Annotated in this window: 18 protein-coding genes; 12 read left to right on the forward strand and 6 right to left on the reverse strand. The window is 65.0% G+C overall.

The features are described from left to right. Positions 1 to 12: 12 nt before the first annotated feature. The 8 genes from ilvG (at position 13) to gdhA (ending at position 9,659) form a co-directional block, all read left to right on the forward strand. Positions 13 to 1,740, forward strand: a complete 1,728-nt coding sequence (gene ilvG / locus AC13FW_RS01500) for an acetolactate synthase 2 catalytic subunit (protein WP_482987941.1) — start codon at positions 13 to 15, stop codon at positions 1,738 to 1,740. After that, positions 1,724 to 1,975 (forward strand): ACT domain-containing protein, encoded by a 252-nt coding sequence (locus AC13FW_RS01505; protein WP_057632948.1) that lies wholly within the window; start codon positions 1,724 to 1,726, stop codon positions 1,973 to 1,975. Before ilvG ends, AC13FW_RS01505 begins: the two co-directional genes overlap by 17 nt. A 159-nt stretch (positions 1,976 to 2,134) precedes the next feature. Beyond that, positions 2,135 to 3,187 (forward strand): threonine dehydratase, encoded by a 1,053-nt coding sequence (locus tag AC13FW_RS01510; RefSeq protein ID WP_481545083.1) that lies wholly within the window; start codon positions 2,135 to 2,137, stop codon positions 3,185 to 3,187. After that, a complete protein-coding gene (locus tag AC13FW_RS01515) occupies positions 3,184 to 4,740 on the forward strand; it encodes a 2-isopropylmalate synthase (protein WP_481534435.1) in 1,557 nt (518 codons plus the stop codon). The genes AC13FW_RS01510 and AC13FW_RS01515 overlap by 4 nt, the downstream gene beginning before the upstream one ends. A gap of 35 nt (positions 4,741 to 4,775) precedes the next feature. Next, positions 4,776 to 6,194, forward strand: coding sequence for a 3-isopropylmalate dehydratase large subunit (gene leuC / locus AC13FW_RS01520; RefSeq protein ID WP_481534436.1), 1,419 nt, complete (start codon positions 4,776 to 4,778; stop codon positions 6,192 to 6,194). 193 nt (positions 6,195 to 6,387) lie between these two features. Next, on the forward strand, positions 6,388 to 6,966 hold the full coding sequence (gene leuD, locus AC13FW_RS01525) for a 3-isopropylmalate dehydratase small subunit (protein WP_482987942.1): 579 nt from the start codon (positions 6,388 to 6,390) through the stop codon (positions 6,964 to 6,966). Between the two features lie 168 nt (positions 6,967 to 7,134). Further along, positions 7,135 to 8,196, forward strand: a complete 1,062-nt coding sequence (gene leuB, locus AC13FW_RS01530; RefSeq protein ID WP_482987943.1) for a 3-isopropylmalate dehydrogenase — start codon at positions 7,135 to 7,137, stop codon at positions 8,194 to 8,196. A 113-nt stretch (positions 8,197 to 8,309) separates the two neighbouring features. After that, a complete protein-coding gene (gdhA, locus tag AC13FW_RS01535; RefSeq protein WP_482987944.1) occupies positions 8,310 to 9,659 on the forward strand; it encodes an NADP-specific glutamate dehydrogenase in 1,350 nt (449 codons plus the stop codon). Between the two features lie 52 nt (positions 9,660 to 9,711). Here gdhA and AC13FW_RS01540 read toward each other — a convergent pair whose 3' ends face one another. From AC13FW_RS01540 to AC13FW_RS01550, 3 genes are all read right to left on the reverse strand, one after another. Beyond that, positions 9,712 to 12,564, reverse strand: coding sequence for a ligand-binding sensor domain-containing protein (locus AC13FW_RS01540; protein WP_482987945.1), 2,853 nt, complete (start codon positions 12,562 to 12,564; stop codon positions 9,712 to 9,714). A 239-nt stretch (positions 12,565 to 12,803) separates the two neighbouring features. Next, the gene (locus AC13FW_RS01545; RefSeq protein ID WP_482987946.1) at positions 12,804 to 15,965 is read right to left on the reverse strand and encodes an efflux RND transporter permease subunit; all 3,162 of its coding nucleotides are present in this window, start codon (positions 15,963 to 15,965) and stop codon (positions 12,804 to 12,806) included. A gap of 3 nt (positions 15,966 to 15,968) precedes the next feature. After that, a complete protein-coding gene (locus AC13FW_RS01550) occupies positions 15,969 to 17,096 on the reverse strand; it encodes an efflux RND transporter periplasmic adaptor subunit (RefSeq protein ID WP_482987947.1) in 1,128 nt (375 codons plus the stop codon). Positions 17,097 to 17,202: 106 nt separating this feature from the next. Between AC13FW_RS01550 and AC13FW_RS01555 the strand changes: the two genes are divergently transcribed. The 3 genes from AC13FW_RS01555 (at position 17,203) to AC13FW_RS01565 (ending at position 20,029) form a co-directional block, all read left to right on the forward strand. Next, on the forward strand, positions 17,203 to 17,877 hold the full coding sequence (locus tag AC13FW_RS01555; RefSeq protein WP_482985882.1) for a TetR/AcrR family transcriptional regulator: 675 nt from the start codon (positions 17,203 to 17,205) through the stop codon (positions 17,875 to 17,877). A gap of 125 nt (positions 17,878 to 18,002) precedes the next feature. Beyond that, complete coding sequence (locus tag AC13FW_RS01560; RefSeq protein WP_296251412.1) at positions 18,003 to 18,650, forward strand: protein-L-isoaspartate O-methyltransferase family protein; 648 nt, start codon at positions 18,003 to 18,005, stop codon at positions 18,648 to 18,650. A 20-nt stretch (positions 18,651 to 18,670) separates the two neighbouring features. Next, positions 18,671 to 20,029: a TolC family outer membrane protein gene (locus AC13FW_RS01565; protein ID WP_482987948.1), complete on the forward strand. Its 1,359-nt coding sequence runs from the start codon at positions 18,671 to 18,673 to the stop codon at positions 20,027 to 20,029. Between the two features lie 407 nt (positions 20,030 to 20,436). On the opposite strand, the gene waaA is transcribed toward AC13FW_RS01565, so the two are convergent. Beyond that, on the reverse strand, positions 20,437 to 21,744 hold the full coding sequence (gene waaA / locus AC13FW_RS01570) for a lipid IV(A) 3-deoxy-D-manno-octulosonic acid transferase (RefSeq protein WP_482987949.1): 1,308 nt from the start codon (positions 21,742 to 21,744) through the stop codon (positions 20,437 to 20,439). Between the two features lie 275 nt (positions 21,745 to 22,019). On the opposite strand from waaA, the gene AC13FW_RS01575 reads away from it, so the two are divergent. Next, a complete protein-coding gene (locus AC13FW_RS01575) occupies positions 22,020 to 22,940 on the forward strand; it encodes an LpxL/LpxP family Kdo(2)-lipid IV(A) lauroyl/palmitoleoyl acyltransferase (protein ID WP_482987950.1) in 921 nt (306 codons plus the stop codon). Between the two features lie 13 nt (positions 22,941 to 22,953). Here AC13FW_RS01575 and AC13FW_RS01580 read toward each other — a convergent pair whose 3' ends face one another. Next, positions 22,954 to 24,279, reverse strand: coding sequence for an O-antigen ligase family protein (locus tag AC13FW_RS01580; RefSeq protein WP_482987951.1), 1,326 nt, complete (start codon positions 24,277 to 24,279; stop codon positions 22,954 to 22,956). Further along, positions 24,260 to 25,372, reverse strand: coding sequence for a glycosyltransferase (locus AC13FW_RS01585; protein ID WP_482987952.1), 1,113 nt, complete (start codon positions 25,370 to 25,372; stop codon positions 24,260 to 24,262). The genes AC13FW_RS01580 and AC13FW_RS01585 overlap by 20 nt, the downstream gene beginning before the upstream one ends. Positions 25,373 to 25,378 lie beyond the last annotated feature (6 nt).

Here is a 25,378-nt window from a genome sequence, read left to right on the forward strand (position 1 = left end):
AAAGGTCGCTGCATGAACACTTCCACCCCCGGTGCGCCCCGTAACGGCGCACGCTGGCTGACGCAGGCCCTGGAAGCCGAAGGCGTGCAAACGCTGTTCGGCTACCCGGGCGGCACCATCATGCCGTTCTACGACGCATTGGTGGACTCCAGCCTCAAGCACATCCTGGTACGACACGAGCAGGGCGCGGCGCTTGCCGCCAATGGTTATGCCCGCGCAAGCGGCAAGGTAGGCGTATGCGTGGCCACCTCCGGCCCGGGCGCGTCCAACCTGGTCACCGGCATCGCCGACGCCATGCTCGACTCGGTACCGATGGTGTGCCTGACCGGCCAGGTCGCTACCCCGCTGCTGGGTACCGATGCGTTCCAGGAACTGGATGTGTTCGGCATGACCATGCCGATCGTCAAGCACAGCTGGCTGGTGCGCAGCGTTGATGAGCTGCCGCAGGTGGTTGCCGAAGCCTTCCGTGTCGCCCGCGAAGGGCGGCCCGGTCCGGTGCTGATCGACCTGCCCAAGGACGTGCAGCTGGGCGATGCCTCGCACCTGCCCGATCACGTGCCAGCCTCGGTGGACCCGGTGCCGGCACCGTCCGCAGAGCGCCTGGCTGCTGCGGTCGAGATGATTGCCGCTGCAGAGAAGCCGGTTGTCTACGGCGGCGGCGGCATCGGCCTGGCCGATGCGGTTGGCGAGTTCCGCCACTTCGTCGAAAGCTCGGGCATCCCGACCGTACTGACGCTGCGCGGCCTGGGCGCTTTGCCGGCCAATCATCCGCAGTACCTGGGCATGCTGGGCATGCACGGCACCCGTGCCGCCAACATGGCGGTGCAGGAGTCGGACCTGCTGATCGTGGTCGGTGCCCGCTTCGATGACCGCGCCACCGGCAAGCTGGCCGAATTCGCCCCGTTCGCCCGCGTCATCCACCTGGATGCCGATGCCTACGAGATCTCCAAGCTGCGCGCGGTCGACATTGCCATCCCCGGCAACGTCAAGACCGGCCTGCAGGCACTGACCAGCATCCGCAGCAGCTGCAACAGCTGGCGCGCACGTTGTGCCGCCAACCGTGAAAAGTTCGCCGCACGCTATGACGCGCCCGGCCACGACATCTACGCACCGGCGTTGTTGAAGCGCCTGAGCGAAGTGGCACCGCCGGATACCGTTATCGCCTGCGATGTCGGCCAGCACCAGATGTGGGTGGCGCAGCATTGCCGCTTCAACCATCCGCGCAACCACCTGACTTCCGGCGCGCTGGGCACGATGGGCTTCGGCCTGCCGGCGGCGATGGGCGCACAGTTCGCCTGCCCCGATCGCACCGTGGTGCTGGTCTCCGGTGATGGCAGCTTCATGATGAACGTGCAGGAGCTGGCCACCATCGCCCGCTGTCGCCTGCCGGTGAAGATCGTGCTGCTGGACAATTCATCGCTGGGCATGGTCCGCCAGTGGCAGGAGCTGTTCTTCGCCGAGCGTTACAGCGAGATCGACCTGTCCGACAACCCGGACTTCGCCGCGCTGGTGCAGGTGTTCGGCATCCCCGCCACCCGCATCACCCAGCGTGCGCAGGTCGAGGACGCACTGGCCGCCATGCTGGATACGCCCGGCCCGGCGCTGCTGCACGTCTCCATCGATGCACGCGCCAACGTGTGGCCGCTGGTGCCACCCAACAACGCCAACAGCACCATGCTGGACAGCAACCCAGCCCATGCCAAGGCAGCGCAGGAGAGTTCCAATGCAATACCGGCTTGACCTGGTGCTGAAGCCTGCCGAAGGCGCGCTGGTGCGCGTGATCGGCATGGTCGAACGGCGCGGCTTCGCCCCCAGCAACATCGCCGGCAACCGCAATGCCGACGATGCCGGCCGTTGGCACGTGCAAATGGACATCCATGGCACGCGCCCGCCGGAAACCCTGTGCCATCAGCTGCAGAAGGTCTACGACTGCGAATCCGTGCGGCTGGTACCGGTAGCAGGTGCCAGCGTATGAGCAGCGATGTAAGTGGCGTACCGGTAGTACGCCGCCGCAAACCACGGAGGCGTCTTCTTCAACGCGAACAGTCGACAGCAGGTTCGTTCGTATGCGGTGACGGCCACGTACATGCCTGACCGTGGCCGCGCCAACGCAGTTGCAACACCCGCTGACGCATTGAACGTCAGCGTTGCCGATGTCTTGGCCGCGCAGGCCCGCCTGCGCCGTTTCCTGCCGCCTACCCCGCTGCACTACGCGGAACGTTTCGGCACCTGGTTGAAGCTGGAGAATCTGCAGCGCACCGGGTCCTACAAGGTGCGTGGCGCTTTGAACGCGATGCTGGCGGCACTGGAGCGCGGCGACGAGCGCCCGGTGATCTGCGCCTCGGCCGGCAACCACGCCCAAGGTGTGGCCTGGGCCTCGCATCGGCTGGGCGTACAGGCCATCACGGTGATGCCGCATGGCGCACCGGCCACCAAGATCGCCGGCGTCCAGCATTGGGGCGCCACCGTACGCCAGCACGGCAACAGCTACGACGAAGCCTTCGCCTTCGCCCGCGAGCTGGCCGAACAGAACGGCTACCGCTTCCTGTCCGCCTTCGACGACCCGGACGTGATCGCCGGCCAGGGCACGCTGGGCATCGAGCTGGCGCCGCATGCACCGGACGTGGTGATCGTGCCGATCGGCGGCGGCGGCCTGGCCTCGGGCGTTGCGCTGGCCCTGAAATCGCAGGGCGTGCGTATCATCGGTGCGCAGGTCGAAGGCGTGGACTCGATGGCACGCGCGATCAAGGGCGATGTGCGCGAAGTTGATCCGGTGCCGACCCTCGCCGATGGCGTCAAGGTCAAGATCCCGGGCTTCCTCACCCGCCGCCTGTGCGCCAGCCTGCTCGACGATGTGGTCATCGTCCGTGAAGCCGAGCTGCGCGAAACCCTGGTGCGGCTGGCGTTGGAAGAACACGTCATCGCCGAAGGTGCAGGTGCACTGGCGTTGGCCGCAGGCCGCCGCGTCTCCGGCAAGCGCAAATGTGCTGTGGTATCCGGCGGCAACATCGATGCCACGGTATTGTCGACCTTGTTGTCTGAAGTACGCCCCAGCCCACCACGCAAACCTCGACGGCGTAACGCCGAACGACTTAGAAGCCGTGTCGTTGCATCGACACAGCGCAGTTCCAGATCCGAATCCCCCCAAATTTCCGTTACCGCCGCAGTCGAGGAGACCCTCTGGTGAATACTCCAACCAACAATACCCCGCGAATTACCATCTTCGACACGACCCTGCGCGACGGTGAGCAATCACCCGGCTGCAGCATGACGCCACCACAGAAGCTGGTGATGGCGAGGGCGCTGGCGGAACTGGGCGTGGACGTGATCGAAACCGGCTTCCCCGCAAGTTCGCAGTCCGACCGCGAAGCCATGGCGCTGATCGGCCGCGAGGTACGACAGCCGGTCCTGGCAGTGCTGTCGCGCTGCCTGGCCGGCGATATCGAAACCTCCATCAAGGCTCTGGAAGCCGCAGCGCGCCCGCGCCTGCACCTGTTCCTGTCCACCAGTCCGCTGCACCGCGAGCACAAGCTGCGCATCAGCAAGGAACAGGTGCTGGAATCGGTACACAAGCATGTGAGCATGGCGCGCGGCTACCTGGACGACGTCGAGTTCTCCGCCGAGGACGCCACCCGCACCGAACTGGACTTCCTGACCGAAGTCACCCAGGTCGCGATCGCTGCCGGCGCGCGCACCATCAACCTGCCCGATACCGTTGGTTTCACCACGCCGGAGGAAATCCGCGCGATGTTCCAGCACGTGATCGCCAATGCGGCCGGCGCTGACAAGGTGGTGTTCAGTACCCACTGCCACAACGACCTGGGCCTGGCCGTGGCCAACTCGCTGGCCGCCATCGAAGGCGGTGCACGCCAGGTGGAAGGTTCGATAAACGGCATCGGCGAGCGCGCCGGCAACTGCGCGCTGGAAGAAATCGCGATGGTGCTGAAGGTCCGCAACGCCTTCTACAACAACTTCGACACCGGTTTCGACACCCGCCGCATCGTGCCCACCTCGCAACTGCTGCAGCGTCTGGTCGGCATGCCGGTGCAGCGCAACAAGGCCATCGTTGGCGCCAATGCCTTCGCGCACGAATCCGGCATCCACCAGCACGGCATGCTGCGCAACCGCAATACCTACGAAATCATGCGTCCTGAAGACGTGGGCTGGGAATCCTCGCAGATGGTGCTGGGCCGCCACAGCGGCCGTGCCGCGGTCGAGGCGCGCCTGCGTGCACTGGGCTACTGGCTGGAAGAAGAAGAGCTGAAGCTGATCTTCGAGCAGTTCAAGGCACTGTGCGAACAGCAGCGCGTGGTCACCGATGCCGACCTGCAGACCCTGATGCAGGGCACCTCCAGCAGCGACGGCTACCGCCTGGCTTCGATGACCATCAGCGACGTCGGCAGCCGTGCCAATGCGCTGGTCGAACTGTCCGATCCGGAAGGCAACCGGGTTGCCGAAACCGCGCAGGGCGACGGCCCGGTCGATGCCTTGTTCTCGGCATTGTCGGCTGCCACCGGCGTGCAGCTGACCTTGGACAGCTACCACGTGCACAGCGTCGGCATCGGCGCCGATGCGCGTGGCGAAGCCAACCTGAGCGTGCGTCACGAAGGCGAGATCCTCGAAGGCACCGGCACCAGCCGTGACATCATCGAAGCCAGCGCGCTTGCCTGGCTGGATGTCACCAACCGCCTGCTGCGCCAGCGTGAAAGCAGCACCACCGAGGAAGCCGTCAGCGCCTGAGCGCGACGGCAGAACATAGGCACCGGAACGAACCAATGAGCTCCGCACCCAAAACCCTGTACGACAAACTGTGGGACGCCCACGTTGTCGTCCCCGAATCCGACAACGCGCCGGCCGTGCTGTACATCGACCTGCACCTGATCCATGAAGTGACCTCACCGCAGGCCTTCACCGAGCTGCGCGAGCGCGGCCTGAAACCACGCCGCACCGATCGCACCAAGGCGACGATGGATCACTCCACGCCGACCCTGCCGGCCGGCCCGGACGGCAAGCTGCCGTACGCAAGCAAGGCCTCCGAAGCGCAGGTCGAAACACTGGCGAAGAATTGCGCCGAGTACGGCATCGAGCTGTTCGACCTGTCCTCGGCCAACCGCGGCATCGTCCACGTCATCGCCCCGGAGCAGGGTTTCACCCAGCCCGGCATGACCATCGTCTGCGGTGACAGCCACACCTCCACGCATGGCGCGTTCGGCTCGCTGGCCTTCGGCATCGGCACCAGCGAAGTCGGCCACGTGCTGGCCACGCAGTGCCTGCTGCAGCGCAAGGCCAGGACCATGGCAATCACCGTCGACGGCGAACTGGCGCCGGGCGTGGGTGCCAAGGACGTGGTGCTGCACATCATCGGCGTGATCGGCGTCAACGGTGGCACCGGCCATGTACTGGAATTCCGTGGCTCGGCGATCCGCGCGATGGACATGGAACAGCGCATGACCCTGTGCAACATGTCGATCGAAGCCGGTGCCCGCGCCGGTATGGTGGCGCCGGACCAGGTCACCTTCGACTGGGTCGCCAACACCCCGCGCGGCCCCAAGGGCGCCGACTTCGACACCGCCGTGGCGTACTGGTCCTCGTTGAACAGCGACGAAGGCGCACGCTTCGATGTGGAAGTGCAGATCGACGCCGCCGACATCCGCCCGACCCTGACCTGGGGCACGCACCCGGGCACCGCGATTGCGGTTGATGCGCCGATCCCGGCCGCCAACGATGCCGCTGCGCAGAAGGGCCTGGACTACATGAAGTTCGAAGCCGGCCACAGCTTGATCGGTACGCCGGTGGATGTGGTGTTCGTCGGTTCCTGCACCAATGGCCGCTTGAGCGACATGCGCGAAGTCGCACAGGTGTTGCGCGGCCGCCACGTCGCCGATGGCGTACGCATGCTGGTGGTGCCGGGCTCGGAGATCGTCAAGCGCGATGCCGAGGCCGAAGGCATCCACGAAATCGTGCGTGCCGCCGGTGCCGAGTGGCGCGAGCCGGGCTGCTCGATGTGCATCGCCATGAACGGCGACCTGGTTGCACCCGGCCAGTTGGCGGTCAGCACCAGCAATCGTAACTTTGAAGGCCGCCAAGGGCCGGGCTCGCGCACCTTGCTGGCCTCGCCGATGAGCGCGGCATGGGCGGCGGTGAACGGCCGCGTTGCCGATACCCGCGATCTGTTTGCCAAGGAGGTGGCGTGATGGCCGTCGCTTTTGCCCTTCTCCCTCCGGGAGATACAAAGGTATGCCCCCGCGAAGGCGGGGGTGCCCCGAAGGGGCGGATGAGGGCGACCGCTGCTCATTCCGGCAAACACCCTGCGCAAGCACACCCTCATCCGGCGCTGCGCGCCACCTTCTCCCGATGGGAGAAGGGCTACGCACTGGAGCTGTACTGATGGCCGCATTGACCACGATCACCTCGCGCAGCGTTGTGCTGCGCCAGACCAATATCGATACCGACCAGATCATCCCGGCGCGTTTCCTGTCCACCACCGAGCGTGCCGGCCTGGGAAAGAACGCGTTCAATGATTGGCGCTGGCAGGCCGATGGTTCACCGAATGCGGAGTTCGCCTTCAACCAGCCGCACAACCAGGGCCGCGCGATTTTGCTGGCCGGGCGAAACTTCGGCTGCGGCTCCTCGCGCGAGCATGCGCCGTGGGCGCTGACCGACCTGGGCCTGCAGGCAATCGTCAGCAGCGAGATCGCCGACATCTTCCGCAACAACTCGCTGAAGAACGGCCTGCTGCCGATCGTGCTGGACGAAGCCGACGTACAGGAGTTGATGCAGAACCCGGATGACGAGCTGACCGTGGATGTGGCGGCACGCGAGCTGCGTACCTCCAGCGGCAAGGCCTACAGCTTCCCGCTGGATGGTTTCTCGCAGACCTGTCTGCTGGAAGGCGTGGATCAGCTGGGTTGGTTGCTTGGTCGGGTGGATGAGATCGAGCGGTATGAGGCTGCTCGCGCGGTGTGAAGCACTTGCCCTTCTCCCCTCGGGAGAAGGGCCCCGCAGGGGCGGATGAGGGTGCGGACGAAGCCTACTGCAGCCAAACAGCGCATGGCGCCCCCTACCCTCACCCCAACCCCTCTCCCGGTGGGAGAGGGGCTTTGAAAAAACAACAACAGCAACCGGAACCCTTACATGCAAGCCAACATCGTCGTACTGCCGGGTGACGGCATCGGTCCAGAAATCACCGCCGTTGCCGTCGACGTGCTCAAGGCCATCGCAGCCCGGTTCGGTCACAGCTTCAGCTTCAGCGAACACGACATCGGCGGCATCGCCATCGACAATCACGGCGAGCCGCTACCGGCAGCCACGCTGGAAGCCTGCAGCAAGGCGGACGCGGTCCTGCTCGGCGCCGTCGGTGGCCCGAAGTGGTCCGACCCGAACGCCAAAGTGCGCCCGGAACAAGGCCTGCTGGCGATCCGCAAGGCACTGGGCCTGTACGCCAATCTGCGCCCGGTGCGCACCCACCCGGCCGCGCTCAATGCCTCGCCGATCAAGCCCGAACTGCTCAAGGACGTGGACTTCGTGGTGGTGCGCGAGCTGACCGGCGGCATCTACTTCGGCGACAAGAGCCGCGATGCCGACAGCGCCAGCGACCTGTGCCGCTACACCGTGGTCGAGATCGAGCGCGTGCTGCGCAGCGCCTTCCGCCTGGCCCAACAGCGCCGCGGCAAGCTCACCTCGGTGGACAAGGCCAATGTGCTGGAAACCTCGCGCCTCTGGCGTGACATCGCCGCACGCATCGGCCGCGAAGAATTCCCGGACGTGGAACTGGAACACCAGCTGGTCGATTCCATGGCCATGCACCTGATCGCCAAGCCGCGCGTCTACGATGTGATCGTCACCGAGAACATGTTCGGCGACATCCTCACCGACGAGGCCTCGATGCTGGCCGGTTCGCTGGGCCTGCTGCCGTCGGCTTCGCTGGGCGAACAGGGCAAGGTCGGCATCTACGAGCCCATCCACGGTTCGGCGCCGGATATCGCCGGCATGGGCATCGCCAACCCCTATGCCACCATCCTCAGTGCGGCGATGCTGCTGCGCCATTCACTGGGACTGGAGGCCGAGGCTGCAGCCATCGAGCAGGCGGTCAGCGCCGCACTCGATGGTGGCCACTTCACCGCCGACCTGGCCGCACAAGGACAGGCGCTCAACACCCAGCAAGCCGGGCTAGCCGTGCTTGCGCAGTTGAACTGATGTAACCAGACGCGGCCCTTGGCCGCGTCTTTTTTTGCGGGCTGTTCCCGCCAGGTGGATACCACGCCGTTTCTTCATTGGACCTGTCGCTTCAGGTCCCGCACGAAAAAGGAATGACCTTGAACTACCGCACTCCCGACGACTTCCTGGCCCATGTGGCCAAGCGCGACCCCAACCAATCCGAGTTCCTGCAGGCGGTAAAGGAAGTGGCGCACAGCCTGTGGCCGTTCCTGCAGCAGAACCCGAAGTACACGCAATATGGGTTGCTGGAACGTCTGGTCGAGCCGGAGCGGGTGATCCAGTTCCGCGTCGCCTGGGCCGATGACAAGGGGCAAACCCACGTCAACCGCGCCTGGCGCGTGCAGCACAATTCGGCGATAGGTCCATTCAAGGGTGGCATGCGCTTCCACCCGTCGGTGAACCTGTCCATCCTCAAGTTCCTGGCCTTCGAGCAGACCTTCAAGAACGCCTTGACCACGCTGCCGATGGGTGGCGGCAAGGGCGGCTCGGACTTCGACCCCAAGGGCAAGAGCGATAGCGAAGTGATGCGCTTCTGCCAGGCGCTGATGCTGGAGCTGTACCGCCACCTTGGGCCTGATACCGATGTGCCTGCCGGTGATATCGGCGTTGGCGCACGCGAGGTCGGCTTCATGGCCGGCATGATGAAGAAGCTCAGCAACGATGCTTCCAGCGTTTTCACCGGTAAAGGGCTGGCTTTTGGCGGCAGCCTGATGCGGCCGGAAGCCACCGGCTTCGGCACGGTCTATTTCGTCGAGCAGATGCTGCACCACGCCAAGCGCCAGACCCACGGTGCCAAGGTGTTGGTGTCCGGTTCCGGCAACGTCGCCCAGTACGCGGCGATCAAGGCCAGCGAGCTCGGCGCCAAGGTGCTGACCTTCTCCGATTCCGGCGGCACCCTGTACGCACGCGATGGCTTCGACGAAACCGCCCTGCAGGACGTGATGGCGTTGAAGAACGAACGCCGCGGCCGCCTGTCCGAACTCGCCGATGATGCGCGCTTCGAGTTCCTGGCCGACCGTCGCCCCTGGCATATCCCGACCGATATCGCCCTGCCCTGCGCCACCCAGAACGAGTTGGATGAAACCGACGCCCGCACCCTGGTCCACAACGGCGTGCTGTGCGTGGCCGAAGGCGCAAACATGCCGTCAACGCTGGAAGCAGTGGATGTATTCCTGCAGGCCGGCACGCTGTACGCGCCGGGCAAGGCCAGCAATGCCGGTGGCGTGGCCACCTCGGGCCTGGAAATGAGCCAGAACGCGCTGCGCTTGTCGTGGCGCCATGCCGATGTCGATGAGCGCCTGCACGTGATCATGAAGGAGATCCACGCCAACTGCGTGCATCACGGCGTACGTGCCGATGGCAGCGTCAACTACGTGGACGGCGCCAACATCGCCGGCTTCGTCAAGGTCGCCGATGCCATGTTGGCGCAGGGGCTGTACTGAATCATCCAGCCTCCGCACGGCTGGAAACCGGCGGCGCCCAGGGGCGCCGTCGTCATGACAATACCCGGTTGCGGCCTTCGCGCTTGGCGCGATAGAGCTGCCGGTCAGCGGCCGCCAACAGGGTGCGTCCGTCCGCCTGGCCTGGGCCGAATGCCGCAACACCGATACTGACGGTGACACTGACGTCGGCATCCACGTCCTCGAAGCGCAGTCGCGCCAGGCGGATCCGCAGCTCCTGCAATGCCGCCACCGCCTCCTGCAGTGATATGCCATGTATCACCACCAGGAACTCCTCACCGCCATGCCGGGCCACGAACTGCTCCTTGCCAAGCCGCAGCTGCAACAGGCTGGCGATGTCGCGCAGCACCTGATCGCCGGCATCGTGGCCGTAGCGGTCATTGATCTGCTTGAAATGATCAACATCCACCAGCGCCACGTTCAAGGGCGTCCCCTCGGTGCTGGCGCGCTGCAACGCCTGCTGCAGATAGGCATCACCCGCGCGCCGGTTGGGCAGGCCGGTGAGTGGATCATGCATGGCCTGGTGCTCCAGGCGCTGCAACAGGCTGGCGCGCTCCGAGTCGGCCTGCTCCAGCGCGCGGTTTTTCTCGCTCAATTCCTGGGTGCGTGCAGCGATCTCGTTGCTCAGGCGCTGTTGCCCGCGTCGATAGCTGGCTGCGCGCCAACCTGCCAGCAACAGGATCAGGCCCAGCACGGCCGCAGCGCTCAGCCAGCGCACCCACGGGCGCTGCCATAGCGGTGCGGCGATATCCAGTTCCAGCACTGTTTCGCCGCCGCGATTGGTGTTTTCCCAATCCAACGGCAACGACATCGCCTGGATGCGCAGCCGATATTTCCCTGGTGGCAGATTGGTATAGATCGCTTCGACGCGACTGCCTGCATCCAGCCAATCACTGTCAAAGCCTTCAAGACGATAGCGGTAACGCATCTTGTCCGGCGCGCGGAAACCCAGCCCGGCGTAGGCCACGGCAATGCGATCCACGCCGGCTGGCAGGGAGTAGGCGCTGCTCACCGGCTGCGGATCGCCATCGATGACCACGCTTTCAATGGCTACCGGAATCTTCCGGAAACGTGCATTGCCATCGACACGCTGCGGATCGATCACCGCCAGGCCACCGGCGGTGGGAAACAACAATTCACCGTCACGCGTGAACCAGCCTGCAGGGGATGAAGCGCCATTGCCCTGGCTGCTGGGCATGCCATCGGTATGGTCCAGCACCTGCACCGCCAGATGCGTACGCGCGCCGGCAGCCACGGCAATCAGGTCCGTGCGATCAAGCCGGAACACGCCCTGGTTGCTGGACAGCCACAGATGGCCCACGCCATCGTCGATGACCCGGAAAACCTTGTCGCGCGGCAACCCGTTGCGATGATCGAACACGGCAATGTCCAAGCCACGCTTGCGCAGCAGTCCGTGGTCACTGGCAATCCACAGGTCACCATTGTCGTCGCCAAGGAAGTCGAAGACATAGCGCGCCGGGAACCCCACATCAGGCAACCACGCCTGCAGCTTGCCGTCCTTGTCCAGGCTCGCCATGCCACCGTCCGTACCTATCCAGAGTACGCCGGCAGCGTCGCGGTACAGCGCATGCACCGCCAGTCCCGGCAGCCCCTCTTCCAATCCATAGTGATGCAGCTTGCCGCGCTGGTGGTGATACAGACCTTCCGAGCTGCCTATCCAGAGGCTGCCATCGGCTTCACTCAACAGACTGCGGATCAGCGGCTGTACGGTACCCGGCAAGCTGATCTGTTGTACGACCCGACCAGCCTCATCCACGCCAAGCACGCCCTTGTTGTAGGTGCCAGCCCACACGCCCTGACCACGCGCAGCCAAGGCCAGCACCGACGCGTCACGGCCAGTGCCCGGCAACAAGCGCACCGCGCTGATCAGATCGCCGCGCATGCGGTTCAGGCCTTCGGAATGTCCGATCCAGACATCGCCGTTGTCGGACTGGATCAGCGCACGCAGATAGTCCGAGCCCAGTCCATCCTCCATGGTCAGTCCACGTGCCGCGCCTTCGTCGATGCGGAACAAGCCATCGGTGCTGCCCGCCCAGACCAGACCTTCCCGGTCGATCAACAAGGCGGGACTGACCTGCCCGGGAACCGCGATCCGCTCGGTCTTGCCTGGTGCCAAGCGCACCAGTCGGCCCGCGGACAGGCTCAGCCACAACGCATCGCTGGCATCATGGCGCACCGCATCCACGCGCTCACCAGGCAACAGGTGCTGCCGTCGGCCATCAGCGTGCAGCCAATGGACACCGTCGTCGGCAGCAACCACCCAGCCGTTGTCGCCATCATCGACCAGATCACGCACCACCCAACCAGCCGTACCGTTCCACGGCGCCAGATGTCCCTGCTGCTGGTGGTAGACACCTTTTTCAGTGGCAACCAGCACCGTTCCATCCGCCATCAGGCGCAGTGCGGTGATCGGCACCTCGGGCAGGCCAAGCGTGGCACCGGCATCGAGCAGCTGCCCCGAGGGCAGCAAGCGCAGCAGCTTGTCCTTGGCGGCGATCCACAGGTCGCCGGATGGATCCCGCAGCAATGCGGTAACCGATAGATGCCGGGCATCGCCCCCCCCCAATGCTTCCCAACGCCCGCGGTGGTAGCTGTAGACACCATCGGAAATGGTCCCGAACAGCACGGCGCCGTCGGCCTCGGGCAGGATGCTCAGCACCCCGGAAAGCTCCACGCCAGGGGTGTTCTGCCGATCAAATACGGTGAAGCTGCGGCCGTTGAAGCGGACCACGCCTTCCCAGGTGCCCAGCCAGATGAAGCCGTCAGTGCCCTGTGCCACCGACTGCACCAGGTTGTGCGGCAGCCCCTGCTCCATGCCCCACCCGGCCACGGTATGCCGCGCGGCCTGCGCCGGCGGCAAGATCACGGCCCACAGCAGGGCTGTTACGAGCAGGGTGCACAGCCAAGCCGTCAGCCGGTCCCGGCCGGCAAGGCATGCAGCTGTGGCGTCGGTAATCCTCTGGCGTCTGTACAAACCCGCCTCCGCAGGTCACGCCGACTCCCCCGTCGGCGCGCCAATTTACCACCTCAACCGTGAAATCCGTCGCCGTTTCTTACGGCCGGCCCCGTGGCCGGCCTTGGCGGCGACGGCTCACAGCGCGCTGCTCAGTGACTGGCCTCGTCCGGGCGCACCCGGAACCAGGCCGCATACAGCGCAGGCAGGAACACCAGGGTCAGCACCGTGCCGACGATCAACCCGCCCATGATCGAGATCGCCATCGAGCCGTAGAAGGCACTGCGCGACAGCGGGATCATCGCCAGCACCGCCGCCAGCGCGGTCAGCACGATAGGCCGGAAGCGGCGCACCGTGGCATCGATGATGGCGTGCCAGCGGTCATGGCCGGCATCGATGTCCTGCTGGATCTGGTCGATCAGGATCACCGAGTTGCGCATGATCATGCCGGCCAGGGCGATCGTGCCCAGCATTGCCACGAAGCCGAACGGCGCCTGGAACAGCAGCAGGAACCAGGTCGCGCCGATGATGCCCAGCGGTGCGGTGATGAACACCATCGCCGCCCGCGAGAAGCTGCGCAGCTGCACCATCAGCAGCGTCGCCACCACCACCAGGAACAGCGGCATGCCGGCCTTGATCGAGTTCTGCCCGCGCGCGGAGTCCTCCACGGTGCCGCCGGTTTCCAGCAGATAGCCACTGGGCAGGGCGTCGCGGATGTCACTCAAGGTCGGCACGATCTGCTCGACCACGCCGACCGGCAGCATGCTGTCGCCGATGTCGGCACGCACGGTGACGGTTGGCAGGCGGTCGCGGTGCCAGATGATGCCGTCTTCGAAGGCATATTCCAGCTTGGCCACCTGCGACAACGACACCGACTTGCCGCTGGCGGTCGGGATGGCCAGGCTGCCCAGCATGTCCAGACGCGCACGCTCATCATCCGGGCCACGCAGCAACATGCCGATCTGGCGGTTGCCTTCGCGGTAGGTGCTCACGCTCATGCCTGACAGCGAGCTGGTCAGGAACTGCGCGATCTGCGCACTGCTCACGCCCAGTACGCGGGCTCGGTCCTGGTCCACGACCAGGCGCACCACCTTGCTCGGTTCGCTCCAGTTGAGGTTGACGTTGGTGGTATGCGGGTTCTGCCGAACCTTTTCCGCCACCTGCGCGGCAATCGCCTGCACGCGCTCGATATGCTCGCCGGAAATACGGAACTGCACCGGGTAGCCAACCGGCGGGCCGTTCTCAAGGCGGGTCACACGCAGCTGCACATCACCGAACTTGGGCACGACTTCCGTCAACAACCAATCACGCAGCTCCTCGCGTGCCTTGGTGTCCTCGGCCAGCACCACGTACTGGGCGAAGTTGGTGGCCGGCAACTGCTGGTCCAACGGCAGGTAGAAGCGCGGCGAACCGTTGCCGACATAGCCGACGAAGTTGGCCACACCCTTGTGCCCCTTGATCAGCGCTTCGAACTTCTGTGCCTGTGCCTGGGTGGCAGTCAGCGACGCGCCTTCGGCCAGTTCGATATCCACCATCAGCTCGGGCCGGGTCGAATCCGGGAAGAACTGTTGCGGCACGAAGCGGAAGATCACCAGCGAGAACACGAACAGGCCCGCCGTGGCCAGGATCACCAGCCAACGGCGACGCAGGCAGGCATCCAGGAACACCCGGAAGCGCTGGTAGAACGCGCTCTTGTATGGGTCATGGTCGTGCGCCAGCTCCTTCGGCTTGATCAGGTTGGCCACGGCCGGATTGCGGTCGGCCCAGCGCAGCCGCAGCGCATGCCAGCGCCCGGCAATACTGCCCGGCCTGGGCGGCTGCGGGTTGTGCAGGTCCGGCAGCATCTTGTCGCCAAGATACGGAATGAACAGCACCGCGGCGATCCACGACACTACCAGCGCGATCGTCACCACCTGGAACAGGGAACGCGTGTATTCACCGGTGCTGGAAGCTGCGGTGGCAATCGGCAGGAAGCCGGCCGCGGTGATCAAGGTACCGGTCAACATCGGGAAGGCGGTGGATGTCCAGGCAAAGCTGGCCGCGCGCAGGCGGTCGTAGCCCTGCTCCATCTTGGTGGCCATCATCTCCACCGCGATGATCGCGTCGTCCACCAGCAGGCCCAGCGCAAGCACCAGGGCGCCCAGCGAAATCTTGTGCAAGCCGATATCGAACTGGTGCATGACGAAGAACGTCATCGCCAGCACCAGCGGGATCGATACCGCCACCACCAGACCGGTGCGCCAGCCCAGCGAGAAGAAGCTCACCAGCAGCACGATCACCACCGCTTCGGTCAGCACCTTGACGAACTCGCCCACCGATTCCTTCACCGCATGCGGCTGGTCGGAGACCTTGCGCAGCTGCATGCCGGCCGGCAGCGTCTTCTGCAGCTGCTCGAACTCGCTGTCCAGGGTCTTGCCCAGCTTGAGGATGTCTCCCCCGTTCTTCATCGCCACGGCAATACCGATGGCGTCCTCACCCATGAAGCGCATCTTGGCCGAGGCCGGATCGGCGAAGCCGCGCTTCACCTCGGCGATATCGCCCAGCCGCACGCTGCGATCACCGGCCTGGATCGGGAAGTTGCGGATGTCCTCGACGGAAGTGAACTGACCGCTGACGCGCAGCTGCACGCGATCGGTCGGGGTCTCGAACCAGCTGGCCGGAGCCACCGCATTCTGCTGCGCCAGCGCCTGCTGCACCTGCTGCATCGACACGCCCAGCGTGGCCAGCTTGGTGTTGGACAGCTGGATCCACACCTTCTCGTCCTGCAGGCCGAGCAGGTCGACCTTGCCGACATCGTCCACGCGCTGCAGCTGCAGCTGGATGCGGTCGGCATAGTCGCGCATCAGCGCATAGTCGAAACCCTTGCCGGTCAGCGCATAGATATTGCCGAAAGTGTCACCGAACTCATCATTGAAGAACGGCCCGATCACTTCGGCTGGCAGCTGCGAATGGATGTCGCCGACCTTCTTGCGCACCTGGTAGAACAGCTCGGGCACGTCCTTGGACGGCATCGAGTCGCGCGCCATGAAGATCACCTGCGACTCGCCCGGGCGCGAATAGGCCTGGATGAATTCGAATTCGCCGGTGTTCATCAACGCTTTTTCGATCGGCTCGGTGACCTGCTTGGACACCTGCTCGGCGGTGGCGCCCGGCCACATGGTCTGCACCACCATCGCCTTGAAGGTGAACGGCGGATCTTCGGATTGGCCAAGGTGCTTGTACGACCAGGCACCGATGATCGCCATGGCGATCATCATGAACAACACCAGCGGGCGGTTACCGAGCGCCCATTCGGAGAGATTGAAGCGTTTCACGCCTCACTCCCCTTTCTTTGCGGATGCGGCGGCAGGCGCAAGTACCGGCCTGTTACTCCTGTCCACCGCAGTCACCTGCTGACCTTCACGCAGCAGATGGCCACCGGCGGCAACCACCCAATCCTCGGCCTTCAAGCCCGCCAACACCGGAACGCTTTCCGGGCCGTAGGCACCCAGCGTCACCGTACGCGCCTGCAGCTTGCCATCGGCCGGGTTCACCACCCACACGCTGGCCTGCTGCGGCTGCTTGCCCGCCTGCACCGCGGCCAGCGGCACGCTCATCACGCCTTGCTTGCCGTGGGCGATGAACACCCGCGCGCTCTGGCCCAGTTCAACCGTATCCAATGCATCGGCAGCCAGACTGACCCGCGCGGCATAGGTACGCGCCTGCGGATCGGCAGCGGCGGCGATCTCGCGGATGCTGCCCGACAGACGCTTGCCTTCCTGGTTCCACAACTCGACCTCGACCGCCTGGCCAACGCTGAAGTCGCGGATCGCACTTTCCGGCAATGCAATGGCGACTTCGCGTGCGCCGTCGGCGGCCATCGTGTAAATGGTCTGGCCTGCGGCAACCACCTGCCCGGCCTCGGCCTCGCGGCTGGCGATCATGCCGCCTTCCGGTGCATGCAGTTGGGCGTAGCCGGACTGGTTGCGCGCAACATCGAGATTGGCCCGCGCCGCATCGGCCTGGCCCTGCGCTGCTTTCAGGGCAGCGGTCTGCGCATCCAGCGCCGACTGGCTGACCAGTTGCTGGCTGGCCAGCGTTTGATAGCGTTTGTGCTCGTCGCGGGCACGCACCAGGTCAGCTTCGGCGGCAGCGAACTGTGCCTGCGCCGCACGTGCCTGCAGGTTGTAGTCGGCAACATCCAGTTCAGCCAGCAACTGTCCCTTGCTGACCCGCTGGCCGGCATCCACTTCGCGCCGCAGCAGCTTGCCGCCGACCCGGAAGGACAGCGCGGTTTCCTCGCGCGCACGCACCTCGCCCGGATAGGCGCCGACCGCCACCCCGCCATTGCCGGCCGGGTGCTCCACCAACACGGGTACAGCATGCACAGGCACGGATTCGGGCTTGCCGCAGGCAGCAAGCAAGGGCAACAGCAGGCAACAGCCAATCCATCGAAGGTGGGTCATAAATAAGGTCGCTGACGCAAGGGGGAAGAGGGGACGGGGTTTCACCGCCATTACTAAACGCATCGGTATAGTATAAATATCGAACCAGCTGGTCTAGTATTACCGGATGTCTCCGAAAAAACCCTCCCCAGCGCCCGCCACGTCGGCGCAACGCAGTTCCGGTCCGGGTCGCCCCAAGGACCTGGGCAAGCGTGCGGCCATCCTGGACGCAGCCAAGGAGTTGTTCATCGAGCAGGGTTTCAATGGCGTCAGCATGGACGAGATTGCCGCCCGCGCCAGTGTCTCCAAGCTGACGGTCTACAGCCATTTCGGCGACAAGGACACCTTGTTCAGCGAGGCGATCCAGGCCAAGTGCGTGGAAATGATGCCTGATGAGCTGTTTGTCACCGACAACGAGGCGCCGCTGCGCGGCCAGCTGCAGGGCATCGGCCACGCGTTTTTTGCCCTGATCAGCAGTGACGCGGCCATCGCCACCCAGCGCATGATGATGACCCCGGATACCGATGACCGGGTCCGGCAGATGTTCTGGCAGGCTGGCCCAGCCCGTACCGAATCCGCGCTCACCGAGTTCCTCGGCGCCCGCGTTGCCCGTGGCCAGCTGGACATCGACGACCTGCCTCTGGCATCCCGGCAGTTCTTCTGCCTGATCAAGGGCGAGGTCCACGCACATATGATGTGTGGCCTGTGCACCGCCCCGGATCAGCTCAATGTGGACGTGCATATTGCCGCCAGCGTTGATTTTTTCCTGCGCGCCTACGGCCCGCGCCCGCAAGCTGAATGAACCGGAGGTGCGAATGACTTCCGGCACTGCGTCCAACGCGGCCCTCGCCGCAATGTTGGACCCGTACTTTGTGTCTGGTAACCGGTAAAATGGCCGGCCCACTGCGCTGGAATGATGAGCTTCCCATGACGATCGATTACTCCCACGTCCGCGAAATGATGGTTGAACAGCAGATCCGGCCCTGGGATGTGCTGGAGGTCCGCGTGCTGGACGTGCTGGCCCGCCTGCCGCGTGAAGCCTTCGTCGCCGAATCGCACCGCGCCCTGGCCTATGCCGATATCGAGCTGCCGCTGGGTCACGGCCAGAAGATGATGAAGCCGGTCATCGAAGGCCGTACCTTGCAGGCGCTGGATCTGCAGCCAACCGACGAAGTGCTGGAAATCGGCACCGGCAGCGGCTTCCTGAGCGCCTGCATGGGCCAGCTGGCCCGCGAAGTGCTGAGTCTTGAAATCCAGCCCGAACTGGCCGAGCGTGCCCGCCAGAACCTGGACGCCGCCAAGCTGGGCAGCAATGTCCGCATTGAAGTGGCCGATGGCCTGAATTGGCAGAGCCAGCGTCAGTTCGACGCCATCTGCATCACCGGTGCGGTAGAAACCGTTCCGGTGGAACTGCTGAAGCTGCTGCGCAGCGGCGGCCGCCTGTTTGCCATCCGCGGGGTCTCTCCGGTGATGGAAGCGGTGCTGGTCCAGGCCGATGGCAGCACCGCCTCGCTGTTCGAAACCGATCTTGATTATCTGCAGGGCGCTGCGCCCGCACCGCAATTCCAACTCTAAAACCGTCCAAGGAAGCCGCAATGATCCGCCGATCCCTCACCCTTGCGCTGGCAGTCGCCCTCACTCCGCTGACTTCCCATGCCGCCGACCTGTTGCAGGTCTACGAAATGGCCCGCAACGGTGACACGCAGCTGGCTGCGGCTGAATCCACGCGTTTGTTCGACAAGGAAGGCCAGGTGCAGGCACGCGCTGCGCTGCTGCCGCAGATCGGCGGTGAGGCATCCTTGAACCGTACCCGCACCAGTTACGACGACATCAGCGGCAGCTCCACCTCCAAGACCCGCAACTACGGCATCAACGGCAGCCAGACCCTGTTCAACTGGAGCCAGTTCGCCAACCTGCGCGCGCAGCGCGATGTCAGCAAGGCCGCCGACTTCACCTTGGAATCGGCCAACGACGAACTGGTGGTGCGTACTGCGACCACCTACTTCAACGTGCTGGTCGGCATTGAATCGCTGACCGCTGCCGAGACCAACGAAGCCGCTGCCAAGAAGCAGTTCGACTACGCCGACAAGCGTCTGGAAGTGGGCCTGGCACCGATCACCGATATGCACGAAGCCCGTGCCCAGTACGACCAGGCCCGTGCCGACACCATCCTTGCCCGCAATGCGCTGGAAGACGCCTACCAGGCACTGACCGAGCTGACCGGCCAGCCGGTGCGCGATGTGCGTGGCCTGCCGGTCGACTTCCGCCCGGAACTGCCGGCCAACCGCGGCAACGTCGACCAGCTGGTCACCGATGCGGTCTCGCGCAACCCGGCGCTGAAGGCGCAGGAACTGCAGGTCAGCGCCGCCGAGTCCAACGTATCTTCCGCCCGTGGCGGCCACTACCCGACCCTGTCATTGGGCGGCAGCTGGGGCAAGAGCGCGCGTTGGGGTGACACCACTGGTAGCGGCTCTGTCGCTCCGGACGCCACCACCAACTCGATTGGCCTGACCCTGAATGTGCCAATCTTCGCCGGTGGTGCAACCCAGTCCGGCGTGCGTCAGGCACTGGCCCGTCGCGATATCGCCCAGGACACCTTCGAGCAGCAGAAGCGCGCCCTGGATCGCAATACCCGCAATGCCTACCAGGCACTGGTCGCTGGCATCAGCGAAGTGGAAGCCCGGCGGCTGACCGTGGTCTCGGCAAAGAGCGCCTATGACGCCTCGCAGGTCGGCCTGGAAGTCGGCACCCGTACCGTCTTGGACGTTGTGCAGAACCAGAAGACCCTGTTCGCTGCCGAGGTGGAGTACGCGAAGTCGCGCTACAACTTCCTGCTGGCCCGCCTGCAGCTGAGCCAGGCCATCGGCGATCTGGAAATCAGCGAAGTGCAGGACATCAACCGCCTGCTGACGGTGGATGCCGCCGCCAAGCTGCAGCCGAACAACGCGCAGTAACGCCGCGCAGCAACGTAATGCAGAAAGGCGGGCCTCGGCCCGCCTTTCTTGTTTCTGGAACATTGCCGGCGATCGCCTTCACCCGATCGGCATCGCTTCTCTTTCTTTTGTAGGAGCGGTGTAAGCCGCGAAGCACGCACAGCATCAGCCCGCATTGGCGACAAGACTTCGAACACCGTCAGCTTCGCGGCTTACGCCGCTCCTACAACAAACCCGGCATACCCCGGGTGCACTGCGCTTAGCCGGGCTACGCAAGCGGCATCGCTTTTCTTTCTTTTGTGGGAGCGGCGTAAGCCGCGAAGCCGACACATCATCAGATGGCACAGAAGCCCGAGGCTTCAGCCAGACCAGCTTCGCGACTTACGCCGCTCCCACAGACAATCACCGCCATGGCAGCGGGTAAAGGGCTACGACGCAGACTCACTCGGCGGCGGCAACTGCGGCATGATCAATGCAACCGTGTGCTCCAGCGCGCCACGACCATTGGCAACCAGTGCACGCCCGGCCTGCACCATGCGCTCGCGCTCAGCCTCGTCCTGCAATAGGCACGACACGGCCGCACCCACCTCGTTCGCATCGGCACAGATGCACAGGGCACCGGCCTCATCCATCCGCCGCGAGATCTCGGCAAAATTATGCAGGTGCGGGCCGGTCACTGCTGCCGTGCCCATCGCCGCTGGTTCCAGCAGATTGTGCCCGCCAATGGCCTGCAGGCTGCCACCGACGAACGCGACCTGTGCGCAGGCATAGAACGCCATCAGCTCACCCAGGGTATCGATCACGAATACCTGGGCATCGGCACCCGGCCATTGCTGCGCCTTGCGCGTGGCCACACGCCAGCCCGCCTCGCGTGCAAGGGCTTCAACCTTTGCAAAGCGCTCGGGGTGTCGCGGTGCCCACAGCAACAAGGCATCCGGGTGTTGCTTCAACAGGCGCTCGTGGATCTCGATCACCGCCTGTTCTTCACCTTCGTGGGTGCTGGCAGCAATCCATATCGGCCGCGTCGCTGGCACGTGCTTATGAAATGCCTGCAGCACCGGCGTCGTGTCCGGCGGATGGATATCGAACTTCAGATTGCCCAAGGCCTGCACCTGCTCGGGCAATGCACCCAGCTCGATGAAACGCTCCGCATCCGCCTGCGACTGCGCCGCCACGCATGTGACCGTGCGCAGCGCGCGACCAACCAGCGCCTTCAACGCCCGGTAGCCCTTCAGCGAACGCGCCGAAAGACGGGCATTGAGGATGTACACCGGAATCCCGCGATCACGACAACCGAACAACATGTTCGGCCACAGCTCGGTCTCCAGGATCAGCGCCAAGCTGGGCTGGAAGTGGCCCAGAAAGCGACTGACGCTGCCGGGCACGTCATACGGCAGATACACATGATCGACCGCATCACCCCACAACGCGCGCACGCGCTGCGAGCCGGTCGGGGTGATGGTGGTGATGATCCAACGGATATCCGGACGCTGCGCCCGCAAGGCATTGACCAATGGAGCGGCCGCGTTGACCTCGCCCACCGACACCGCATGCAGCCAGACCCGCGGCTGGCCACCACTTTCCGGGTAGGAGGCATAGCGCTCGTCCCAGCGTCGGAAGTACTCGCGCACGCGAAACCCGCGCCACACCAGGTGGTACACGGTGATGGGCAGCAATAGATAGAGCACGACGGAATAGATGCCGCGCAACAGAAGTTCGACTGGATCCTTACGCATCGGCGAAGGATACGGGAGAACGCCGGAACAGCGTGAGACGAAGGGCTGCCAACCGAGCTGCCGCGCCGCCTTCGCTGCGCCTCCTGCCTCACACACAGCACAGGGGAGGATCGAGCAAGGCTGCCTTTGCTTGCCCTCCTCCCTTGCGCACAGCGCAGGGGAGGATTGAGGAGGGGTGCCTTTGCATTTGCTTGTTCGCCTTCGCCCACGCCCCCGCCCACTCCAGCAAACCCTGCCGTGCTCCTGCCGTCACCCGCGTGGCTTAGAATCGACCCATGTCCGATTCACCCACTACCGCCACCCGGCCCTCGCTGCTGCAGCCACGTCACTGGCCCACCTTTGCCTGGCTAGGCATCGCCTTCATCGCCGCGCGCCTGCCGTGGACATTGCAACGCGCCTTGGGCCGCGGCATCGGCTGGCTGGCCCTGCACCTGGCTCGCAGCCGCCGCCATGCCGCCGAGGTCAACCTCAGGCTGTGCTTCCCGGAGCAGGACGAGGCCTGGCGGCAGCGGCTGCTGCGTGACAGCTTCGACGCACTCGGCGTGGGCATATTTGAATTTGCCCGCGCCTGGTGGGGCAAGATCGACGTGATCCGCCCGCAGGTGCAATGGGAAGGGCTGGAGCATCTCAAGGCACTGCAGGCCGAAGGGCGCGGCGTGCTGCTGGTATCAGGCCATTTCATGACCCTGGAAATGTGCGGCCGCCTGCTCTGTGATCACGTGCCGCTGGCCGGCATGTACCGCAAGTACCGCAACCCGGTGATGGAATGGGCGGTGAAAAGCGGCAGGCTGAAATACGCCTGCGCGATGTTCGCCAACGAAGACATCCGTGCCACCGTTCGCCACCTGAAGAAAGGCGGTTTTCTGTGGTACGCGCCGGATCAGGACATGCGCGGCAAGGACTCGGTCTTCGTGCCGTTCTTCGGCATGCAGGCCTCCACCATCACCGCTACCCATCAGTTCGCGCGGATGACCGGCTGTGCCGTGGTCCCCTACTTCCATCGGCGCGAAGGCAGCCGCTACGTGCTGAAGATCGCGCCGCCCCTACCCGACTTCCCCACCGACGACCCGGTTGCCGACACCGCACAGGTCAACGCCGCCATCGAGCAGATGGTGCGCGAAGCCCCCACCCAATACCTGTGGATCCACCGCCGTTTCAAGCGCCAGCCCGAAGGCCGCAGCCACTTCTACGACTGAAGCGGCTGCAGCTTCAGTCGCCTTGCTCGGCCAGCAAGGCGCCGGCATACAGTGCCGCCAGCAATACCGTCAGCCCACCCCAGAAGGCGGAGTAGAACGCCAGGTGGGTATTGAGCGGGAACACCGTCACCGCCAAGGCCAGCGCGGCCGGACGCGCCCGATCACGTGCCTGTGCTCCGGAATAGATCCAGGCACGCAGCGCCATTGCCGCACCGGCGATCCACAGCAACAGGCCAAGCACACCGGTCTCGGCAAGGATCTCCAGCAGGATCTGGTGGGCATGCAGGGCCGGGCCTTCGCCCCATACCGGTTTCTGCTCCGGGTAGGGGTTGCAGCCAGGATAGGCATCGCGGAAACCACGAGCACCGACACCGTTTACCGGGTGCTCCCGCACCATGCACAGCGCCGCCGACCAGATCTGACTGCGACCGGACAGCGCCTCATTGACCCCGCTGGCGCCGCCGCTGAACGCCATCGCGGTACGCGCAAAGCGCTCACGCACCTGAGCCGAACCGGCCGTCAATGCACCTAAGCCGACAACGCCAGCCAGCATCACCAGCAGCATCCACTTGGCGCCCAACAAGCGCCAACCGGAGACCAGCAGGACCAGCGCATAGGTAATCAGCGAAGCCCGCGAGCCGGCAAGCACCAGCACCACGCCGACAGCGGCGGCGCTCAGCAACCAGCCCCAACGTCCCAAACGTGCGCCGACAACGAACAACAGGAACGGCGACAGGCTGGCCAGCACCTGGCCGAATTTCAGATTGCACGGCCCGAAGACGCCGGGCAGGCGATCAGCCGCGGCAATCTCCTGCACGGTGCACAGGCCGTGCCCACTGCTCAGCCACTTGAGCTGATCCAGGCTCCAGAACAAGGGACTGGTCCCCAGCGCAGCCTGCAGCAAGGCATCGAGCGTCCACAACCCGGTGACCACCGCCAGGCCGGTAAAGGCGGTACTGCGCCGCTGGCTGGTACCCACCGCGATGGCTACCAGCCACATGAAAGGCAGGTAGCGGAGCCCAGCGGCGACCTTGCCCCACACCTTGCCCTGATCCTCCGCACCCACCACCGAGCCTAGCTGCGGCAACCAGTACGCACAGAAAAGCACACTGGTGAGCGCCAATGCCGGCACGCCCAACAGACTGCGGATACCGTCGCCATCCTTCAATCGCAGCAGCAACAGGCGCAGCATGGTGAACAAGGCACCCAGCACCAGCACCGACTCGGCGATACCCGGCAACGGCAACAAGGCGACATAGGCGACCACCCATATCGGCGCCCACCAGCCCGCCTGACGCGGTGTCACTACATTAGGCCGATCAGTTACCAAGTTCTGCATAGACATCCAGGGTCGCACGCTGCATGGACTGCAACGTATAGGGAATCCGTCGCGGAAGCGACGGTGGGTTCTGCAACAGCTGCAGCACGCATCGCGTCAGCTGCCGCAGGTCACCGTGTTGGACAGCGCCGGACGGTTGCAGCTGGTTGAGCAACTCGCCCACGCCGCCATGGTTCCAGCCCACCACCGGACGACCTACCGACAGCGCTTCCAGCACGGTGCGGCCGAATGCCTCCGGCTTGTCCGACAACTGCAACACCAGATCGCTGGCAGCATAGGCTTCGGCGATGCGGGCGGTGGGCTCACTCAACACGATGTGATCGGCTACACCCAGCGCCAGTGCCAGCTGTTCCAGCTCGCGCACATAGGCTTCGCGCCCAGGCTCGCGCACACCGGGCATCCACAACATTGCCGGTTGGCCTTCGCGTTGCAAGGCTGCCAACAGCTGCAAGGCGTGCGCATGGCCCTTGAGGCGGGTGCCGCGCCCAGGCAACAACAACAACGGCGCCTGCGTGCCCAGCTGCGGATGCTGCGCGGCCACGGCCAGGCGCGGCCGACGGTCGCTGCGCTCCACGCGCGGGAACTGGGCCATGTCCACACCGCGCGGTATGACCCGCAACCTGGCTGGATCGGTCGCCCGGTAGTGTTCAAGCAGATAGTCATGCACGGTCTGCGATACACAAATCACCCGCTCGCCGCTGGCCATGATGCCGCTGTAACGCCCGGGCGAGTTCAGCCCGTGCATGGTGGTCATCCAACGCGGACGCTGGCTGACCGGCATGCCGCGCAGCGCATACCAGCCCAGCCAGGCCGGCAAGCGCGAACGGGCGTGCACGATGTCGGCGCCGGTTTCGCTGAACAGGCGCCGCAGCGACGCCACGTGACGCAGCGTCAACAGCGACTTGCGGCCGATGTCCAGGGTCAGGTGCTCGGCACCGCTGTCCAGCAGCGGCTGCTGCAGGCGCCCACCCGCGGACACGACAATGGCCCGGTGACCGGCAGCCACCAGTGCAGCAGCAATTTCCAGAGTTGAACGCTCGACGCCGCCGGAATGCAGCGCCGGCAGCAACTGCACCACCGTCAAACGGCGCATCGATCA

The sequence above is a fragment of the Stenotrophomonas sp. 21LCFQ19 genome, from assembly GCF_056861425.1.

Excerpts from the sequence above, each read along its gene's own strand:
- ilvG (WP_482987941.1), top strand. The coding sequence starts at position 13 with ATGAACACTTCCACCCCCGGTGCGCCCCGTAACGGCGCACGCTGGCTG.
- AC13FW_RS01505 (WP_057632948.1), top strand. The coding sequence starts at position 1,724 with ATGCAATACCGGCTTGACCTGGTGCTGAAGCCTGCCGAAGGCGCGCTG.
- leuC (WP_481534436.1), top strand. The coding sequence starts at position 4,776 with ATGAGCTCCGCACCCAAAACCCTGTACGACAAACTGTGGGACGCCCAC.
- leuD (WP_482987942.1), top strand. The coding sequence starts at position 6,388 with ATGGCCGCATTGACCACGATCACCTCGCGCAGCGTTGTGCTGCGCCAG.
- leuB (WP_482987943.1), top strand. The coding sequence starts at position 7,135 with ATGCAAGCCAACATCGTCGTACTGCCGGGTGACGGCATCGGTCCAGAA.
- gdhA (WP_482987944.1), top strand. The coding sequence starts at position 8,310 with ATGACCTTGAACTACCGCACTCCCGACGACTTCCTGGCCCATGTGGCC.
- AC13FW_RS01550 (WP_482987947.1), bottom strand. The coding sequence starts at position 17,096 with ATGACCCACCTTCGATGGATTGGCTGTTGCCTGCTGTTGCCCTTGCTT.
- AC13FW_RS01555 (WP_482985882.1), top strand. The coding sequence starts at position 17,203 with ATGTCTCCGAAAAAACCCTCCCCAGCGCCCGCCACGTCGGCGCAACGC.
- AC13FW_RS01560 (WP_296251412.1), top strand. The coding sequence starts at position 18,003 with ATGACGATCGATTACTCCCACGTCCGCGAAATGATGGTTGAACAGCAG.
- AC13FW_RS01565 (WP_482987948.1), top strand. The coding sequence starts at position 18,671 with ATGATCCGCCGATCCCTCACCCTTGCGCTGGCAGTCGCCCTCACTCCG.
- waaA (WP_482987949.1), bottom strand. The coding sequence starts at position 21,744 with ATGCGTAAGGATCCAGTCGAACTTCTGTTGCGCGGCATCTATTCCGTC.
- AC13FW_RS01575 (WP_482987950.1), top strand. The coding sequence starts at position 22,020 with ATGTCCGATTCACCCACTACCGCCACCCGGCCCTCGCTGCTGCAGCCA.
- AC13FW_RS01580 (WP_482987951.1), bottom strand. The coding sequence starts at position 24,279 with ATGCAGAACTTGGTAACTGATCGGCCTAATGTAGTGACACCGCGTCAG.
- AC13FW_RS01585 (WP_482987952.1), bottom strand. The coding sequence starts at position 25,372 with ATGCGCCGTTTGACGGTGGTGCAGTTGCTGCCGGCGCTGCATTCCGGC.